Below are 16,594 nucleotides of genomic sequence, written 5' to 3'. Positions count from 1 at the left end.
TTCATGAACGCCGTGACGAACGACATCGCACTGGCCGATTACGACGCGGCGCTGGCCGCGGCGGAGCGGCTGTTCGAGGAGGGGCGGCGCGCGGTGTCCGCCACGGTGGCGCCGGGGGGCAAGCCGGATGCGGCGCTGATGGAGCGGCACCAGTTCGCCCTGCACGGGCTGGCCTGGCAGGCGGCCTATGTGGAGGCGCTGCGCCAGACGCTGCGCTGGGCGCGCGGGCTTTCGGCGGGTGATGGCTTGGGGTGGAGCGAGGCCGCGATGCTGCGGCTGGGCTTCGCGGAATATCTGGGGCAGCTCGCGGGCGGCATCCCGATGAGCCAGACGGAGATGGTGCGCCCGGCTGATCTGGGCGTGCCGGCCGAGGCCGTGGCGCGGTTCCTGGCCGAGCCGGTGCTGGCGCGGCTTTCCAATCCGGCAGTGCTGGAGGGGGTGCGGCAGGCGCTGGGCGAGGCGGTGGCGGCCGGGAATTACGGCGCGGTCGGGCTTTATGACGAGGCGCTGGAGGCGACGCGGGCGGAGTTCCTGCGCTTCACGGCCGCCGAGGTGACGCCCCATGCCCAGACTTGGCACCAGCGCGACGAGCTGATCCCGCTGGAGCTGATCGGCAAGCTCGCCGAGATGGGCGTGTTCGGGCTGACCATTCCGGAGGAGTTCGGCGGGCTCGGGCTGGGCAAGGTCGCCATGTGCCTGGTCTCCGAGGCGCTGAGCGGCGGCTATATCGGCGTGGGCTCGCTCGGCACGCGCTCAGAGATCGCGGCGGAGCTGATCCGGCTGGGCGGGACGGAGGAGCAGAAGGCGCATTGGCTGCCGCGGCTGGCCTCGGGCGAGATCCTGCCGACCGCGGTGTTCACGGAGCCCAATACCGGATCGGACCTGGGCAACCTGCGCACCCGCGCGGTGCGGGAGGGGGATGTCTACAAGGTCTATGGCGCGAAGACCTGGATCACCCATGGGTCGCGCTCGGACCTGATGACGCTGCTGGTCCGCACCGGGCCGGCGGGGTCGGGCTACAAGGGCCTTTCCATGCTGCTGGCTGAGAAGCCGCGTGGGATGGAGGGTGATCCCTTCCCCGCGCCGGGGATGAGCGGGGCGGAGATCCCCGTGCTCGGCTACCGCGGCATGAAGGAGTACGAGATCGGCTTCGACGGCTTCGAGGTGCCTGCCTCCGCCTTGCTGGGCGGCGTGGAGGGACAGGGCTTCAAGCAGCTGATGGAGACCTTCGAGAGCGCGCGCATCCAGACGGCGGCACGCGCGCTCGGTGTGGCGCAGAACGCGATGGTGCTGGGCGTGGCCTATGCGACCTCGCGCGAGCAGTTCGGCAAGGCGATCCTGCATTTCCCGCGCGTGCATGCGAAGCTGGCCTGGATGGCGGCCGAGACGATGATGGCGCGGCAGCTGACCTATTTCGCCGCGCGCACGAAGGACAGCGGGCAGCGCTGCGACATGGAGGCGGGGATGGCGAAGCTGCTGGCCGCGCGCGTCGCTTGGTCCAACGCGGACAGCGCGCTGCAGATCCATGGCGGCAATGGCTACGCCATCGAGTATCCGATCAGCCGCGTGCTGTGCGATGCGCGCATCCTCTCGATCTTCGAGGGCGCGGCGGAAATCCAGGCCCAGGTCATCGCGCGCGGGTTGCTCGGGCGCGTGAACTAAGGAACGGCCAGGGCCCGCCCGGTCATATGAAAAATGTGCAAACTGATGATGCATGATGCATTGTAGATTGACGCTTGAGAACGGGCCTGTGATGATCCGATCAAAGCTCACCCGGGCTGAGTCTTAGCACCGGGACGACAACAGACGTGGCCGCCACAGAATGCGGCCACTGGGGAATCCAAGAAAATGGAAGTCAGCCGAGCGCAGTTCCTGTCAAGCATCGCGGCCGCTGCCCTGGCACCGCTTTCGCGGCCTGCCCTGGCACAGGGCGCCGCGCCTGGGATCGACACGGCGTCGAAGACGATCACCATCGGTGCCTTCACGCCGGTCACCGGTCCCGTGCCCTTTTACGCCATCCTGACTCGGGCCGCCGATGCATTCTTCCGGTACAAAAATGAGAACGGCGGGATCCGCGGCTGGCAGGTGCGCTACGCCACCATGGATGACGGCTACGAGCCCTCGCGCAGCGTCGCCGTCACTCGCCGGCTGGTCGAGGAACAGGGAATCTTCGCCCTGGTCGCCCCGGTCGGCACGGCGACGAGCGTGGCCGCGATCCCCTATGCGCGGGAACAAGGCCTGCCGATGATCGGCCCGATTGGTGGGGCTTCCGCCTTCTTTACCGAGAAGCACGTCTTCCCGCTCCTGCCCGACTATGGCTGGTCGGCAGCCGCCAATACCGAGTACGCCCTTGATGGGCTGAAACTCGGGCGCGTGGCGCTTCTGTGGGAGAATGACGAGCTCGGCCGCTCCGCCAAGCGCGGCTTCGACAAGTACATGGCTTCCCGAAACATGGAGCCGGCGGAATCGCAGCCCTTCGACGTGCGGGCGACCGACTTCACGCCGCAGATCCGCCGGCTGATCAGCGCGCGGGCGGAGGCGGTGGTCATGTTCGGCTCCAACGCCAATCTTGCGGCCGCCCTGCGTTCAGCGAATCGCAGCGGTTTTCGCGCTACTTGGTTCGCGCCCTTCTTCACCGCCGATCCCTCCACCTATCGCCTCGCCTCCGATCTGTTGGACGGGACCTACTTCTCCTCCTGGCTGCTGCCCGTCGGCGGATCGGAGCCGGAGGTGGAGGCGTACCGGCAATCCGTCGCGAAGTATGCGCCCAACGATCCCGCTGGCGTCTTCGGGCTAAACGGGTGGAGCAACGCCGCCCTCTTCGCCTCAGGGTTCGAGCGGCTGCTGGACAGCGGCAAGCCGTTGACGCGCCCGAACCTGATCGAGGCGATGGAGGGGCTGACCAACGCCTCGGTCGGCGGCGCGCGCAACGTGTCCTTCCAGCCCGGCGATCACCGCGGCACGCGCCAGGAAGGCATCATCCAGGCGAAGGACGGGCAGTTCAGCCTCGTCCGCGAGTTCCGGCCCTATCCTGCCGCGGCCTTCGACCTGCCGACCTGAGCTGGGCGACGACCGAGGCCGACTGACGAAGCATCCAAGACAGGACAGACATGACAAGCATTCCGATCAGCGCGCCCGCGCGGATGGACGGCCGCGTGGCCATCGTGACCGGCGGGACCGGCGGCATCGGGCGGGCCGTTTGTGCTGCCCTGGCGGAGGCCGGGGCGAGGGTGGTGGCCGCTGACCTTCATGAGGCCCAGGCCGGCACCACGACGACGCCCGGCGTCACCTTCGCGCGCTGCGACGTGACATCCCGCGCCGGGACGGAGGCGATGATCGGCGCGGTGCTGGCGGAGCACGGGCGGGTGGACGCGTTGGTCCTCTGCGCAGGCACCATCGCGAACACGCCGCTGCAGGACAGCGAGGACGACGAGTGGCGCTCCATTCTCGACGTGAACCTCATGGGCGTGGTGAATCCGTTGCGGAAGCTCTACCCCATCATGGTGCAGGCTGGTGGCGGCAAGATCGTCGCGCTTGGCTCCATCGCGGCCAAGATCGGCGGCGTGGCTTCCGGCCCGGCCTATGTCTCGGCGAAGTCGGCCGTGCACGGGCTGATGAAGTGGGTGGCGAAGTCCGGCGCGCCGCACGGCGTCTTCGCCAACACCATCGCGCCCGGCCCCGTGGAAACGCCCATGTGGCAAACCGTGACCGGCCGCGCCCCGCCCTCCGCCAACGGCAACGTGCCGCTCGGGCGCTTTGGCCAGCCCGAGGACATCGCCCAGGCTATCCTGTTCCTCTGCTCGCCCGCGTCGAACTGGATCACGGGAACCGTGCTCGACGTAAACGGCGGCATGTTGATGGATTGAGACGGACATGACAGCAGCAGAGACCATCGGCTTCATCGGCCTCGGCGTCATGGGCGGCCCTATGTGCCGCAACATGGCGACCAAGCACGCCGGCGAGGTACGCGCCTTCGACACGAGCCCGGCTGCGCGCGACGCGCTGAGTGACACCAAGGCTGTCCTTGTCGGCAGCGCTGAGGAGGCGGTGCGCGGGGCGGACGTCATCTTCCTCTCTCTCCCGGGGCCGCCGCAGGTCGAGGCGGTCTGCTGCGGCGAGGACGGTATTCTGCGCCACGGAAAGCCTGGGCTCCTCGTCGTGGACCTCAGCACCACAACGGTCGCTTCCGCCCGCGATGTCGCGAAGCGGTTGGCTGAGGCTGGAGTGGGCTTCGTCGACGCCCCCGTGGCCCGCACGCGCGAAGCGGCGATCCGCGGCGAGCTCAGCATCATGGTCGGCGCCAACGAGGTGACCTTCGGCCGCCTCCGGCCGCTCCTCGGCTATATGGCAACCGACATTACGCACTGCGGCGGCGTGGGCACGGGCCAGGCCGTGAAGCTCATCAACAACGCCCTCGTCTTCGAGCACGTCGCGGCCCTGGCCGAGATGGTGGCGGTTGGCGAGCGCGCTGGGGTGGAACCCGCCAAGCTGCTGGAGGCTGTCTCGTGCGGCTCAGGCGACAGCTTCGTGCTACGCAACCACGGCATGAAGGCGATGCTGCCGCGCAACTACCCGGACCGCGCCTTCCCCTCCACCTACGTGCTCAAGGACTTGGCCGGTGCGTTGGAGCTGGCCCGCGACACCGGCGTGCAGGCGCGCGTCACCGAGACGGCACGCGACTACTATGCCGAGCTCGTTCGCCTGGGCGCGGGTAGTCAGTACTTCCCGGTCCTGCTGGAGCTGGTGTCAGGCCGACTTCCTGCGGCGGAGCCCGCCGGGTCGTGAGCGACGCTCTCCAGGACCTTCTCTCCCTCGTCTGGACGGGGATCGTCACGGGTTGTCTCTACGCGATGGGCGCGTTGGGGCTCGTGATGATCTTCAAGGCGACGCGGGTGGTGAACTTCGCGCATGGCAACTTGGCGGCCCTCGCGGGCTTCGTGGTCTATGCCCTGACGACGGCGGGCGGCGGCCTCGGCTGGATCGCCTCCGTCCTCGTGGCGCTGGCGATTGTGGTGGTCCTGGCGCTCGTCTCCTACGGCCTGATCGCCCGCGTGTCGGAGGTATCGGACCTGCGCGGGACAATCGCGACCCTCGGCATCAGCCTCGTCCTGCAGGGGGTGGTGCAAGTCCTGTTCGGCGCTGACATCGTCAACCTCGACCTGCCCGTGCCGAACTGGAGCGTGACGGTGGCGGGGCTCCGGGTCACCTCCTACGATCTCGCCGTGCTGGCGGTCTCGGGCTCCGTGATCGCGGCGCTTTTCTTCGTCATAGAGCGGACCCGGGTCGGGATCGCCTTCCGCGCGGTCTCCACCAGTGCTTTCGCAAGCCGCGTCTGCGGCCTGAATATCTATGCCGTCCAGGGGCTCGCCTGGGGCGTGGCGGCGGGCCTTGGCGTCACGGCGGCGCTGCTGATCATCCCCAGCACCTTCCTCAGCTCGACAACCGTCGTGTCCTTCATGCTGCAGTCCTTCGCCGCGGCGGTGCTCGGCGGCTTCTCCAGCCTGCCGGGGAGCATCATCGGCGGGCTGATCGTGGGGGTCACGATGAACCTGTTCAGCTACTTCGTCACCTCGGAACTGAGCGCCACCTTCCTGCTCGTCCTCATGCTCGTGGCCTTGAACCTGTTCCCGGGCGGCATCCTGCCCCAGCGCGGAGGAGGCTCGCGTGCATGAGGCCGTCGGCGTGGTGACCCAGGCGGTCACGGGTGAGGCGGGCCCCCTTCCGCGCCGTCTGGCAAGCTGGGTCCCTCTGGTGGTTCTGGCCGCCATCCCCGCCCTGGCGGGCGGCTTCTGGACCTACAGCGTGGGGGTCTGCATGGCGAACGCCGTGGCAGTGCTCTCCGTCGGCTTCCTGCTCCGCTATGGCGGAGAGGTATCCATTGGGCACAGCTTCTTCCTTGCCTTCGGCGCCTATTGCACGGCCATCCTGGAGCGACAGCTGGGCTTGTCCGTCGGTATCGGACTCCCGGTCGCGGCCGTTTCCGGCGCACTGCTCGGCATCGCCTTCGCCTGGCCATCGCGCGCGCTGTCGGGCATCTATCTCGCGATCGCCACCATGGCGCTAGCGCTCGCGGTGCCCGAGCTGATCCTGCAGGCGGGCCCGATCGCCGGTGGCTACGAGGGGCTCTACGTCTCGCGTCCCCTGTTTCCGGGCGTGCCCATCGAGTTGCAACGCTACTACCTCCCGCTCGTCGTGCTCGCGGTCCTCGTGGTGCTGCTGGCGCGCTTCCGGCACTCCCGGCAGGGGCTGGTGCTGCTCACCGCGCGGGATCATCCCCGGGCGGGCGAGGCCTTCGGCTTCTCCCGCAGCTATGCGCGCCTCGCGGCCTTCGCAATCAGCGCTGCCATCGCCTCCGTAGCCGGGTCGCTCCTCGCCTTCGCGGCCTCGACCGTCTCGCCGAATAGCTTCACGCTCTCCACGGCCATCTACCTCCTCGTCGGCACGGTGGTGAGCTTCGGCTCCCTCGGGCTGGTCGGCGCCCTGGCCGGGGGCGCCTTCATCACTCTCATCCCGCAGGTCTTCGCGGCCTGGGGGGATTGGGTGCCGATCATCTACGGCGCCGCGCTGTTGCTCGTCGTCACCCTCGGCCACCGGCCGGCGGAGGTCCTGGCGGCGCTGCGCGCCCGGCTGATGGGGGGGCGGCGGAATGCTTGACGCGTCGATCACGGGAGGTGCGGAGCTGACGGTCGAAGCCGTCTCCCTCGCCTTCGGCGGGCACCGGGTGTTGAAGGAGGTCAGCATGGACTTCCGGCCCGGCCAGGTCACGGGCCTCATCGGGCCGAACGGGGCGGGCAAGACGAGCCTGTTCAACTGCCTCACGGGGCTCTACCGGCCGCAGCACGGCACGATCGCGCTGGGCGGTGAGCCTCTGGAGCGGCTGCCGCCGGCGCAGCGCGCCCGCGTGGGCCTGTCACGCAGCTTCCAGCACGTGGCCCTCTGCCCGGAGCTGGACGTGGTGGAGAATGTCATGTTTGGCCGGGCGCGGCTCGGCCGCTCCGGCTGGGCGGACGCCTTCCTGCCCCTCCCCGGCGGGCGAGCCGAGGCGGAGGAGGCCCGGGCGGCGGCTATGGAGGTTCTCCGCCGCCTGGATCTCGCGGCCTATGCGGAGGCTACGCCGGCCGGGCTGCCGCCCGGCACCCAGCGCCTCGTGGAGATTGCCCGCGCCATCGTCTCGCGCCCCCGCGTCCTGCTGCTGGACGAGCCGGCGGCGGGGCTGAACCCCGCCGAGACGCGGCAGCTCATGGCGGTGCTGCGCGGCCTCGTCTCGCCGGAGCTGATCATCGTGGTGGTGGAGCACGACATGGACCTCATCATGCAGCTCTGCCACCACATCCACGTGCTGAACTTCGGCCAGCGGATCGCCAGCGGCACGCCGGAGGAGATCCGCGAGGACCCCGAGGTCATCCGCGTCTACCTGGGGGACTCCGATGACTGACCTTCTCCGGGTCGAGGGGCTCGAGGTCCGCTATGGCGCCGCGACGGCCGTGCGCGGCATCGGGCTGGCGGTACCGCAACGCGGCACGGTGGGGTTGCTGGGCGCCAACGGGGCAGGCAAGTCGACCGTGCTCAAGGCGATCGCGGGGCTGGTGCCAAAGGCCGCCGGTCGCGTCCTGCTCGAGGGCGCAGACATCACGGCGCAGGACGCGCGGGCGCTGGTGCGCGCTGGGATCGTCTACGTGCCCGAGGGGCGCGAGATCGTGCCCAACCTGTCGGTGGACGAGAACCTCGTCCTTGGCGGCTTCCACCTGGACGGGGCGACGCGGCGCCGGCGGCGCGACATGGTGCTCGGCATCTTCACCGAGATCGCCGGGCGGGCAGGGAGCCCGGCCTGGCGCCTGAGCGGCGGGGAGCAGCAGATGCTGGCCATCGGCCGCGCGCTGATGGCCGGGCCGCGCCTCCTGCTGCTGGACGAGCCCTCGCTCGGCCTTGCGCCCCTGCTGGTGCGCCGCGTCTTCGAGAAGCTGGCGACGGTGCGGGCCGAAACGGATCTCGCGATGATCCTCGTGGAGCAGAACTTCCGCCTGACCGTCCGCGTGTCCGATGCGGTGCACTTCATGAGGGGAGGGCGGATGCTCGGGCGACGAGAGGCGGCGGAGCTCCGCGAGCCGGCCGCCATGGAGGAGGCAATCGCCGCCTATCTCGGGGCGGGCGAGGTAGCGGCGTGACTGCATTCGCGAAGGGAGGCGAAATGGATCTGGTTGGGCGCGAGGTGGCGCGCGGGCTGCGCTTTCCCGAGGGGCCGGTCTGGCTACCCGACGGGAGCCTGCTGGTCGTGGAGATCGAGGGCGGGACACTGACGCGGATCGCGTCCTCTGGCCGCACGGAGGTGGTCGCGAGGTTGGGCGGCGGGCCCAACGGGGCGGCGATCGGGCCGGACGGGGCCTGCTACGTCTGCAATAACGGCGGCTTCCGCTGGCTTGAGCAGGCGGACGGCTACCTGCGCCCCATCGGCATCGCCGAGGACTACGCAGGCGGCCGTATCGAGCGCGTGGACCTTGCGACGGGCCAGGTCCAAATCCTCTACACGGAATGCGACGGCAAGCCTCTGAACGGCCCGAATGACATCGTCTTCGACGCCCATGGCGGTTTTTGGTTCACCGACCTGGGCAAGGTGCGGGCCCGCAGCATGGACCGCGGGGCCGTCTACTATGCCCGGTGCGACGGCAGCATCATCCGCGAGGTGATCTTCCCGTCCATGACTCCGAACGGCGTGGGCCTCTCCCCAGATGGACGGACCCTCTACGTGGCCGAGACCGAGACGAGCCGTCTCTGGGCGTACCCCATCACCGCGCCCGGCGAGGTCGGGATGGAGGCGTGGCCGTCGCCGAACGGGGGCCGCCTCCTCTACGGCCCGCCCGGCTACCAGCGCTTCGATTCCCTGGCCGTGGAGGCGAATGGCAACATCTGCGTAGCGACGCTGGTGCGGGCGGGCATCTCCGTCGTGTCGCCCGCGGGCGAGTTGGTGGAGTTCCATGCCGCGCCCGAGCCCTACTGTACGAACATCTGCTTCGGTGGCGACGAGCTCAGGACCGCCTTCATCACTCTGTCTGGGACCGGTCGCCTGATCGCGGTTGACTGGCCGAGGAGTGGACTGCCGCTATTGACCCGGCCTGGGCGATCTTGAAGGCAGTTATTGATCTGGCCTGGGCGATCTTGAAGGCAGTTAGGAGCGCCCCAGGTCGGGGGCATGAAGCAGGTGGACATGCGCAAGTTGCCGGCGGCGGCGCAAGAGGAGCGCCGTCGGCAGGTGATCGGCCTTCGCCAGGCCGGCATGACCTACTCAGCCGGGCGATCTCGGCGTCTCGTGCCGCAACCTGACGCTCAAGGTCGCGGACCCGTCCGAGCAACTCCAGCAGCAGAGCGTTCAGCTCCGCAGGCGTCAGACCATCAAGGTTCTCGGGTGCAGGCACCGCCCCACGGAATCGGAAAAACCCCTTCAGGGGAATCCCTAAAATACGGCACTGCCCGGGGTTTTGCCCCGGTTACGCCGATAGCGCTTAACGTGCTGTTTTGAACGAAGCGTGCAGCGACCCCAACGTCGTCTCGGAACTGATGCGGCCGCGTCCAGACGTCCGGGTGACAGACTTCCTGGCTGTCCAGCGCCTGGAGACGCTGTTCCTGCCAAGCCTTGTGGTCGCCGAGATCCGCTACGGCCTCGCCCGCCTTCCCGACGGCCAGCGCCGCGCCGGGCTCGAGGCGCTCTTTGAGCGGCTGCTCGCCGAGGGGTTCGCGGAGCGGGTTCTGCCCTTCGATGCGACCTGCGCCGCCAGTTATGCCAGAGCACGTGCTGCACGAGAGGCCGCCGGTCGCCCGATTGCCCTGGCGGATGCCCTGATCGGGGGAATGGCCCTGGCCCACGGGGCCGTCCTGGCCACGCGGAACACGGCCGATTTTGAGGGGCTTGGGGTGTCGCTGATGGATCCGTGGAAAACCGTACCTGATTATGCGGCTTTCTCAGCTAGGGTGTGTCCTCAGATGAGCCAGACATAGGCTGCGGCGAGGTGGATGGCGCCGAGGAAGTTGCGTGCGGTCTTGTCGTAGCGGGTCGCGATGGCGCGGAACTGCTTGAGCTTGGCAAAGAAGTTCTCGATCAGGTGCCGCGCCTTGTAGAGATGCCGGTCGTAGTCCCGCTTCTGCTTCCGGTTGCCTTTTGGCGGGATGATGGCCGCCTTGCCTGCCGCAGCCAGAGGCTCCAACACGCGTGCGTCGGCATCGAAAGCCCGATCGGCGATCAGCGCATCGGCCGCCATATCGGGCAGCAACGCGTCAGCACCGGCAAGATCATGTGCCTGGCCGCCGGTCAGAGCAAAGCCGACCGGATTGCCGAGTGCATCCACGAGGGCGTGGATCTTGGTGCTCAGGCCACCCTTGCTGCGCCCGATGGCCTGCTCGCCACCCCCTTTTTGGGCGCCCCCGCGGCGTGCTGGTGAGCGCGGACCACCGTGCTGTCGAGCATCGCGTATTCCGTGTCCGCCTCCGCCGCGAAATGCCGGAGCAGGCGCTCCCATATGCCGCGCTTGGCCCAGCGGCTGAACCGCGTATGCACCGCCTTCCACGAGCCGAACTGGTCCGGCAGGTCGCGCCAGGGAATACCGGCGCGGTAGCGATAGACGACCGCCTCGACGAACAGGCGGTTGTCGCGCGCCGTCATGCCGACATGGCCAACCCGGCCGGGCAGCAGGCCCTCGATCCGGGTCCACTGATCACCACGCAACGCGTATCGCCGCATCCGCCGGCTGCTCCACAACTTGCCGGCACCCTATGAATCACCCCAGCGCCATCCTGGGAATCCCCCATCTGAGGACACGCCCTAGCCACGGCAGGGTACAAATCAGGAACATCGATGTGTTTGCAAAGGGATAGCCGTGGCCCGCAATTCAGTGCAGTTCCAGAAGGGGCTCAGCGAAGCTGAGTTCGAGCAGCAGTACGGCACTGAAGCGGCGTGCCGCGAGGCGCTGTTCCGCTGGCGCTGGCCAGACGGCTTCGAGTGCCCGATCTGCGGCGAGCGGCGTCATAGCGAGATACGATCGCGCCAGCTGTTCCAATGCAGCGCCTGCCGACGCCAGACCTCGCTGACGGCGGGCACCATCTTCGCCGCCACCAAGGTGGCGCTGCGGACCTGGTTCCGGGCCATCTACCACGTGAGCCAGACGAAGAAGGGCATCTCCAGCCTCGAGCTGGCCCGCCGCCTTGGCGTGACCCAGAGCACCGCCTGGACCATCAAGCACAAGCTCGGGCAGGTCATGCTGGAGCGCGACGCCAGGAGGCTGCTTGCGGGCCGCATTGAACTCGACGATGCCTACCTCGGCGGTGAGCGCTCGGGTGGCAAACGTGGCCGTGGCTCACCCGGCAAGACGCCCTTCGTCGCTGCGGTCGAGACCACGCCGGAGGGCAAGCCGGTGCGGCTGAAGCTGCACCGGGTGGCGAGCTTCTGCCGCCGTGCCATCGAGGGCTTCGCCAAGCGCAGTCTGGATCCCACCTGCGAGGTGGTCAGTGACGGCCTCGGCTGCTTCGCCGCTGTCACCAAGGCCGGATGCCAGCACACGGTCATCAGGACTGGCTCGGGCGCGCGGGCTGCGCGCACGCCGGCTTTCAAATGCGTCAATACCGCGCTCGGCAACATCAAGGCCGCCATCACCGGCACCTACCGCTCGATCGCGCCGAAGCACGTGCCGCGCTATCTCGCCGAGTTCGAGTACCGGTTCAACCGCCGCTACGATCTCGCTGCCATGCTGCCGCGCCTCGCCACAGCCGCTGCACAGACCCCGCCGATGCCGTATCGCCTGCTCAAACTGGCTGAGGTTTCCGCCTAATCAGGTTGGAGTTTGACGCACCCTTCGCCCGGTTGGACTACGTCGGCCGGGATCGCTTTGGCCTCTTGTGGCACCGGCACACCGGAGAGTGGCATCGCGTGGCCGAGCGTCTGTCGCTGATGGAATCGCTGCATCGGATCGCGAGCGAGCCGTACTTCCAACCCTGTTGACCCGGACCGCGGGTGTTGCGCCAACCAGCCGGCAGTTAGCTGCAACCTGGGAAGACATTGCATGCCGCGCAAAGCCGCCACGCTGGCGCTGTGCCTGACCGACGAGACGCGCGCCACCCTGCGTGCACTCGCCCGCTCGCGCACGGCCCAAGCCCATCATGTCGAGCGTTCGGCCATCATCCTGCACCTGGCGGACCAGCGCGATGCCACCGAGATCGCCGCAGAGCTGCGCATTGACCGTCAACGGGTCACCCGCTGCGCGCGCCGGGTCATGGCGGTGGGACCGCTCAGGGCGATCGACGACCTGCCGCGTTCGGGACGGCGACCGGACATCACGGAAGCGGCGCGCACCTGGTTGATTGGCGAGGCCTGCGTCAAAGCCAGGCAACGAGGCTATCCCCATGAGTTGTGGACGCTTCGCCTGCTGGCGACGCACGCACGCGAGCGCGGACCCGCCGCCGGTCACGCCTGCCTGGCTGAACTCGCGCCCAGCACGGTGCATGAGGTACTGAACAGCCAGCCAGTCAAGCCGCACAAGGTTCGCTACTATCTGCAACGGCGCGATCCGGCCTTTGAGAAGCGCAAGGCCGAGGTCCTGGAAGTCTATGCCGCGGCGGAGATGCTGCGGCAGATCCCCGAGGCCGACCGCCCGGTTGCCGTGCTCTCCTATGACGAGAAGCCCGGCATCCAGGCAATTGCCAGTACCGCCCCCGACCTGCCACCGAAACCCAGCAAGCATGCCACGGTTCAGCGTGATCACGAGTACAAGCGGCTCGGCACACTGACCCTCTGCGCTGCGGTCGATCTGGTGAGCGGCTTTGTGCATCACGCGGCAACCCAGCGGCATCGCTCGCGTGAGTTCATCGCCTTTCTTGAGCGGCTCGATGCGCATTATCCGGCAGGGATGTTGATCTGCCTGCTGCTCGACAATCACTCCGCCCATCGTTCGCGCGAGACCAGGCGCTTCCTTGCCAGCAAGCCAGGCCGGTTTGAACTGGTGTTTACCCCGACGCACGCGTCGTGGCTCAACTATGTGGAGACCTTCTTCTCAAAACTGGCCCGCTCCGTGCTGCGGCGCATTCGTGTCGCCAGCAAAGCCGAAATGGCTGACCGGATCCGTCGCTACATCGAGATCTGCAATACCGCACCGCTGCTCCCGCATTGGCGGTACGGCATCACTCCGGACCGCCAAGCCCAGGCTGCCTGATCGAGTCGCCAATTCGCGAACGCAGTACTAGAAGATGAAGTCGGAGGCGGTCATGGCGTGGTGGCCGGAGAGCTCGATCTGGAAGTCGGCCTTGCCGTCGCCGGTCAGATCGGCCTCGACCAGCGTGTTGGCGCCGGACTGGATGACATGCAGTTCGCCGGCCTGCTTGGTGAAGGCGTGGTCGCCGATGAAGGAGAAGGCATCGTCGCCGCTGGTGGTGGGCAGGGCGTCGGTGAGGGAGAGGTCGATCAGGTCGCCATGGCCGAAGTCGAGGATGATGTCGTGGCCGCTGCCGACAGAGGTGGCCCAGGGAATCTGAACAGGTTAGATAAGTGGAGTTTCTGCCTGACGGCGGCGAGGATGGCCGCAGATTAGGAGAGACGATGAGCAAGCGACCTCGGCGGAACCATTCTCCGGCCTTCAAGGCGAAGGTGGCGTTGGCTGCCGTGAAGGGCGAGAGGACGCCGGCCGAGCTGGCCCAGCAGTTTGACGTACACCCGAACCAGATCACGACCTGGAAGGCCCAACTCCTGGCGGGTGGCGGGACAGCACGCAGGCACTGCAGTGGGTGTCGCATGCCGTATTCAGAACCTCTTCCGCAGTACGAGGCCTTCCACGGTGCAAGACGTCCCAAATTAGGCTACGGCGCCATCCTTTGCCTCGTCATAGGCGCCCACCACCCAGAGAAAGCTTTGGACATCGATGCGGTCCTTCGGGCGCAACTCAACCAGTTCACTCTCGGTCTGGCCTACCAAACTGAGTAGTCCATCGTAGACATCCGCGTGAAGCCGCGTCTCGTAGTCGTGGACAAACGGATGACCGACCTTGGTCGCGAAGCCCTTGGTGACTTCAGGCTTCAGGAACATGTGGACGCTAGGCCGCCAGAGGAACGGCAGGTAGGTGACGACGGTCCACTTGGCGCTGTCATGCGGGCGCAGGATGCGATCCATGTCCATCAAGGCTGACGTCCCCGCCCCAAGAGTGAAACGGGCGGCAGCCTGGACGAATGCGTCGGCTGAGGCGCCTCGGAGTACGCTCTGAAGCTTGGTCTTCTCGATGGGCGCCAGCAGGTTGGTGGCCCGGAATGCCCTGAGAACGGCTTCTCCGTACCCCTCTCCGGTAGCGGCAGCCTCAAGCGGCGCTGCAGCGTCGAGCTCGACTTTTGCCTTCACCTTGTAGTTGCGCTCGGACTCAACGTAGTCCTTGGAGGTGAAGCCCCCGGGGAAGAAGCGCAGAAAACGCTGCCGCGCTCTGTCAAAACCGAAGTAGCTTCGATCAGCCCTGCCGGCTTCATTCTGCAGGCGTTGCCAGACCTCGTCCGGGTCGATGCCGCGGATTACCGCCGGGCGGCCAGCGCCGCCGATGACCACGCCCGAATAAGCAGCTTTCTCTTGAACGAGGCGCAGGAGCAGCTTGCCTCGGGCGAGTTCACGGATCGTTTTCATCTCAGCACGGTGTCCTCGCATCCTCCATGACAGCATCGATGGTGGAGACGAACCACGCCAGCCGTTAACCACTCCAGATCGATCGGTGAAGCCGAAGCTGGCGGTGCTGGCGGCGCCCTCCAGATGAGCCGTGTACCGCCCGCGTGGACTTGCCCTGGGAAAGTGGAGAGCGGTTGTTGAACTATGCGGTGGCCTCGAAAGCACAAGGGCTCTGATAGCGAAGTGCTGAGTGCCGTCGCCGTGGATTGTAGAACTCCCCGACACAAGACCCATAGTACTGTGTTTGCTGGCGAGGTGACGGTTGCCTACGCGTGGCATCCGTGGTCCGGCCGGCTGGTCTGCGTGCATGAGGTGATCAAGCGAGCAACCGGGTCCTGGGCGCGCTGCAGCCTAGCCGGCACCGATGTGGTCCGGCTGCGGGAGATCCCGACCTGGATGCTCGACGCGGCGGCCTGCCGCGGGACGTGGCAGACGCCAGAGCCGGTGGCGGCGTTGTCGGCGCTGGTGGCGTTGCGGGTCCTGCTTTCGGAGACGACGGGGAGCACGGAGGCGATAGCCTTTGCGCCCCACCGCCCCGGAGAGCGCCATGCAATACCCCCGTCGCCGCCTGCGGACGCCGGACCGGCAACCCGACCTGTTTCCAGCGAGCCCGCCGCCGACGGCGTGTGTGGTGCCGGGATGGAGCACCCTGCCGGAGCCGGCCCGGCAGGCGGTGGCGGCGCTGATGGTGCCCCTGCTGATCACCCATCTCGGCAGCCTGGCACCCAAGGCCGGGGGCGTAGTCGATGAGCGCTGACAAGATCGGCGCGCAGCACCGGGCGCGCAAGGCGGTGCTCTATGTCCGCCAGTCCTCGGCCCACCAGGTCCAGCACAACCGGGAAAGCCAGGCCCTGCAATACGCCATGCGGGAGCGGTTGGCGCAGCTCGGCTGGTCCGAGATCGAGGTGATCGACGACGATCTCGGTCGCTCCGCGGCCGGCGGTGTCGTGCGCGCCGGCTTCGAGCGCATGGTCGCCGAGGTCTGCCTCGGCAAGGTTGGTGCAGTGGCAGCCCTCGAGGTGTCGCGGTTCGCGCGCAACAGCCGCGACTGGCAGCAGTTGGTGGAGATGTGCCGCGTCGTCGACACGGTGCTGATCGACCAGGAAACGGTCTACGCGCCGCGGCAGGGCAATGACCGGCTACTGCTGGGGCTGAAAGGCAGCCTGAACGAGTATGAGTTCGATCTGCTGCGCCAGCGCTCGCTCGCGGCACGCCACGAGAAGGCCCGGCGCGGCGAACTCGTCGTTGCCGCACCGGTGGGCTTCATCAAGGTGGGCGACCGGCTGGAGAAGGACCCCGATCGGCGGGTCCAGGCGGCGATCAGGCTGGCCATCGACAAGGTCGCTGAACTCGGGAGTGTGCGCCAAGCGCTGCTGTGGTTCCTGGAGCACGGGCTCGACCTGCCGGCCAGGACCTCCGGCGGCGCGGTGGTTTGGCGCCGGCCACGCTATTCCAGCATCGGCCAGCTCATTGCCAACCCGGCCTATGGCGGGGCCTATGCCTACGGAAAGACAGGCGTGGCGGTGCGCTATGACGGCGCAGGGGCGAGAGCCTGCTGCCGGCGCAAGGCGAGCGCGGACTGGCTGGCCTTGCGGCCCGGCGCTCACGAAGGTTACGTCGAGTGGGAGCGTGCGGAGGCGATCCGGCAGATGGTGAGCAGGAACGTACCGGCGGCCGACGTGCATGGCGCACCCAAGCGCGGCACGGCGCTGCTGGCTGGCCTGCTGCGCTGCCGTCGCTGTGGCCAGAAGCTCACCGTCCAGTACACCGGCGCGCGGCACGATACCCCGCGATACGCCTGCACCCGCGGCCGGCTCGACTACGGGGAGCCGAGCTGCATCGCCTTCGGCGGGCTACGCGTCGACGATGCCACGGCAGCGGCGCTGCTCACCGTCGTCAGGCCGGCCGCCGTGCAGGCCG

Annotated in this window: 18 protein-coding genes and 1 pseudogene; 16 read left to right on the top strand and 3 right to left on the bottom strand. The window is 67.9% G+C overall.

Going from position 1 to position 16,594, the window contains the following annotated elements; genetic code table 11:
• The first annotated feature begins 3 nt into the window (after window positions 1-3).
• The 10 genes from ACO1BU_RS28860 to ACO1BU_RS28815 all read left to right on the top strand — a co-directional run bounded on the left by ACO1BU_RS28860 (window position 4) and on the right by ACO1BU_RS28815 (window position 9,990).
• Window positions 4-1,662, top strand: coding sequence for an acyl-CoA dehydrogenase family protein (locus ACO1BU_RS28860; protein WP_424139418.1), 1,659 nt, complete (start codon window positions 4-6; stop codon window positions 1,660-1,662).
• Window positions 1,663-1,848: 186 nt separating this feature from the next.
• Window positions 1,849-3,060, top strand: coding sequence for an ABC transporter substrate-binding protein (locus ACO1BU_RS28855; RefSeq protein WP_424139417.1), 1,212 nt, complete (start codon window positions 1,849-1,851; stop codon window positions 3,058-3,060).
• Window positions 3,061-3,110: 50 nt separating this feature from the next.
• The gene (locus tag ACO1BU_RS28850) at window positions 3,111-3,866 is read left to right on the top strand and encodes an SDR family NAD(P)-dependent oxidoreductase (RefSeq protein ID WP_424139416.1); all 756 of its coding nucleotides are present in this window, start codon (window positions 3,111-3,113) and stop codon (window positions 3,864-3,866) included.
• 7 nt (window positions 3,867-3,873) lie between these two features.
• The gene (locus ACO1BU_RS28845) at window positions 3,874-4,785 is read left to right on the top strand and encodes an NAD(P)-dependent oxidoreductase (protein WP_424139415.1); all 912 of its coding nucleotides are present in this window, start codon (window positions 3,874-3,876) and stop codon (window positions 4,783-4,785) included.
• The gene (locus ACO1BU_RS28840) at window positions 4,782-5,672 is read left to right on the top strand and encodes a branched-chain amino acid ABC transporter permease (protein WP_424139414.1); all 891 of its coding nucleotides are present in this window, start codon (window positions 4,782-4,784) and stop codon (window positions 5,670-5,672) included. Before ACO1BU_RS28845 ends, ACO1BU_RS28840 begins: the two co-directional genes overlap by 4 nt.
• A complete protein-coding gene (locus ACO1BU_RS28835; RefSeq protein ID WP_424139413.1) occupies window positions 5,665-6,654 on the top strand; it encodes a branched-chain amino acid ABC transporter permease in 990 nt (329 codons plus the stop codon). The genes ACO1BU_RS28840 and ACO1BU_RS28835 overlap by 8 nt, the downstream gene beginning before the upstream one ends.
• Window positions 6,647-7,435 (top strand): ABC transporter ATP-binding protein, encoded by a 789-nt coding sequence (locus ACO1BU_RS28830; protein WP_424139412.1) that lies wholly within the window; start codon window positions 6,647-6,649, stop codon window positions 7,433-7,435. The genes ACO1BU_RS28835 and ACO1BU_RS28830 overlap by 8 nt, the downstream gene beginning before the upstream one ends.
• Window positions 7,428-8,165, top strand: coding sequence for an ABC transporter ATP-binding protein (locus ACO1BU_RS28825; protein WP_424139411.1), 738 nt, complete (start codon window positions 7,428-7,430; stop codon window positions 8,163-8,165). The genes ACO1BU_RS28830 and ACO1BU_RS28825 overlap by 8 nt, the downstream gene beginning before the upstream one ends.
• Before the next feature lie 23 nt (window positions 8,166-8,188).
• Entirely contained in the window at window positions 8,189-9,124 is a 936-nt protein-coding gene (locus ACO1BU_RS28820) for an SMP-30/gluconolactonase/LRE family protein (RefSeq protein ID WP_424139410.1), read from the top strand.
• Between the two features lie 386 nt (window positions 9,125-9,510).
• On the top strand, window positions 9,511-9,990 hold the full coding sequence (locus ACO1BU_RS28815; protein WP_424139409.1) for a type II toxin-antitoxin system VapC family toxin: 480 nt from the start codon (window positions 9,511-9,513) through the stop codon (window positions 9,988-9,990).
• Here ACO1BU_RS28815 and ACO1BU_RS28810 read toward each other — a convergent pair.
• A protein-coding gene (locus ACO1BU_RS28810) for an IS5 family transposase (protein ID WP_424139408.1) occupies window positions 9,972-10,729 on the bottom strand; the annotation gives its coding sequence in 2 pieces (ribosomal slippage) (window positions 9,972-10,412 and window positions 10,415-10,729; 756 coding nt in all). The two genes, ACO1BU_RS28815 and ACO1BU_RS28810, sit on opposite strands and share 19 nt — an antisense overlap.
• A 136-nt stretch (window positions 10,730-10,865) precedes the next feature.
• Between ACO1BU_RS28810 and ACO1BU_RS28805 the strand changes: the two genes are divergently transcribed.
• The 3 genes from ACO1BU_RS28805 to ACO1BU_RS28800 all read left to right on the top strand — a co-directional run bounded on the left by ACO1BU_RS28805 (window position 10,866) and on the right by ACO1BU_RS28800 (window position 13,190).
• The gene (locus ACO1BU_RS28805) at window positions 10,866-11,813 is read left to right on the top strand and encodes an IS1595 family transposase (RefSeq protein WP_424139407.1); all 948 of its coding nucleotides are present in this window, start codon (window positions 10,866-10,868) and stop codon (window positions 11,811-11,813) included.
• 5 nt (window positions 11,814-11,818) lie between these two features.
• Window positions 11,819-11,983, top strand: a complete 165-nt coding sequence (locus ACO1BU_RS37780; protein WP_481133248.1) for a DUF3024 domain-containing protein — start codon at window positions 11,819-11,821, stop codon at window positions 11,981-11,983.
• A gap of 61 nt (window positions 11,984-12,044) precedes the next feature.
• Window positions 12,045-13,190 carry an IS630 family transposase gene (locus tag ACO1BU_RS28800; protein ID WP_424139406.1) on the top strand — a complete coding sequence of 382 codons (1,146 nt, stop codon included), beginning with the start codon at window positions 12,045-12,047 and terminating at the stop codon, window positions 13,188-13,190.
• A 27-nt stretch (window positions 13,191-13,217) separates the two neighbouring features.
• Here ACO1BU_RS28800 and ACO1BU_RS28795 read toward each other — a convergent pair whose 3' ends face one another.
• Window positions 13,218-13,439 carry a hypothetical protein gene (locus tag ACO1BU_RS28795; protein ID WP_424139427.1) on the bottom strand — a complete coding sequence of 74 codons (222 nt, stop codon included), beginning with the start codon at window positions 13,437-13,439 and terminating at the stop codon, window positions 13,218-13,220.
• 134 nt (window positions 13,440-13,573) lie between these two features.
• On the opposite strand from ACO1BU_RS28795, the pseudogene ACO1BU_RS28790 reads away from it, so the two are divergent.
• Window positions 13,574-13,729 (top strand): annotated as a pseudogene (locus ACO1BU_RS28790) (transposase); the annotation flags it as partial.
• A 96-nt stretch (window positions 13,730-13,825) separates the two neighbouring features.
• Here ACO1BU_RS28790 and ACO1BU_RS28785 read toward each other — a convergent pair.
• Window positions 13,826-14,635, bottom strand: a complete 810-nt coding sequence (locus ACO1BU_RS28785; RefSeq protein ID WP_424139405.1) for a hypothetical protein — start codon at window positions 14,633-14,635, stop codon at window positions 13,826-13,828.
• Window positions 14,636-15,221: 586 nt separating this feature from the next.
• Here ACO1BU_RS28785 and ACO1BU_RS28780 point away from each other — a divergent pair.
• Together ACO1BU_RS28780 and ACO1BU_RS28775 are read left to right on the top strand one after the other, a co-directional pair.
• Entirely contained in the window at window positions 15,222-15,431 is a 210-nt protein-coding gene (locus tag ACO1BU_RS28780; RefSeq protein WP_424139404.1) for a hypothetical protein, read from the top strand.
• Window positions 15,421-16,594 (top strand): recombinase family protein (locus tag ACO1BU_RS28775; protein WP_424139403.1); only part of this gene is annotated, 1,174 nt, incomplete at its 3' end. The genes ACO1BU_RS28780 and ACO1BU_RS28775, both read left to right, overlap by 11 nt.

The sequence above is a fragment of the Roseomonas chloroacetimidivorans genome, assembly GCF_049629625.1.
GTDB lineage: Bacteria > Pseudomonadota > Alphaproteobacteria > Acetobacterales > Acetobacteraceae > Roseomonas > Roseomonas chloroacetimidivorans.
This window is presented reverse-complemented; position numbering and strand designations above follow the sequence as displayed.

Bases quoted from the DNA above. Each gene is read 5' to 3' on its own strand.
- ACO1BU_RS28830 (WP_424139412.1), top strand. From the start codon at position 6,647: ATGCTTGACGCGTCGATCACGGGAGGTGCGGAGCTGACGGTCGAAGCC.
- ACO1BU_RS28860 (WP_424139418.1), top strand. From the start codon at position 4: ATGAACGCCGTGACGAACGACATCGCACTGGCCGATTACGACGCGGCG.
- ACO1BU_RS28800 (WP_424139406.1), top strand. From the start codon at position 12,045: ATGCCGCGCAAAGCCGCCACGCTGGCGCTGTGCCTGACCGACGAGACG.
- ACO1BU_RS28845 (WP_424139415.1), top strand. From the start codon at position 3,874: ATGACAGCAGCAGAGACCATCGGCTTCATCGGCCTCGGCGTCATGGGC.
- ACO1BU_RS28825 (WP_424139411.1), top strand. From the start codon at position 7,428: ATGACTGACCTTCTCCGGGTCGAGGGGCTCGAGGTCCGCTATGGCGCC.
- ACO1BU_RS28850 (WP_424139416.1), top strand. From the start codon at position 3,111: ATGACAAGCATTCCGATCAGCGCGCCCGCGCGGATGGACGGCCGCGTG.
- ACO1BU_RS28855 (WP_424139417.1), top strand. From the start codon at position 1,849: ATGGAAGTCAGCCGAGCGCAGTTCCTGTCAAGCATCGCGGCCGCTGCC.
- ACO1BU_RS28785 (WP_424139405.1), bottom strand. From the start codon at position 14,635: ATGAAAACGATCCGTGAACTCGCCCGAGGCAAGCTGCTCCTGCGCCTC.
- ACO1BU_RS28780 (WP_424139404.1), top strand. From the start codon at position 15,222: ATGCAATACCCCCGTCGCCGCCTGCGGACGCCGGACCGGCAACCCGAC.
- ACO1BU_RS28820 (WP_424139410.1), top strand. From the start codon at position 8,189: ATGGATCTGGTTGGGCGCGAGGTGGCGCGCGGGCTGCGCTTTCCCGAG.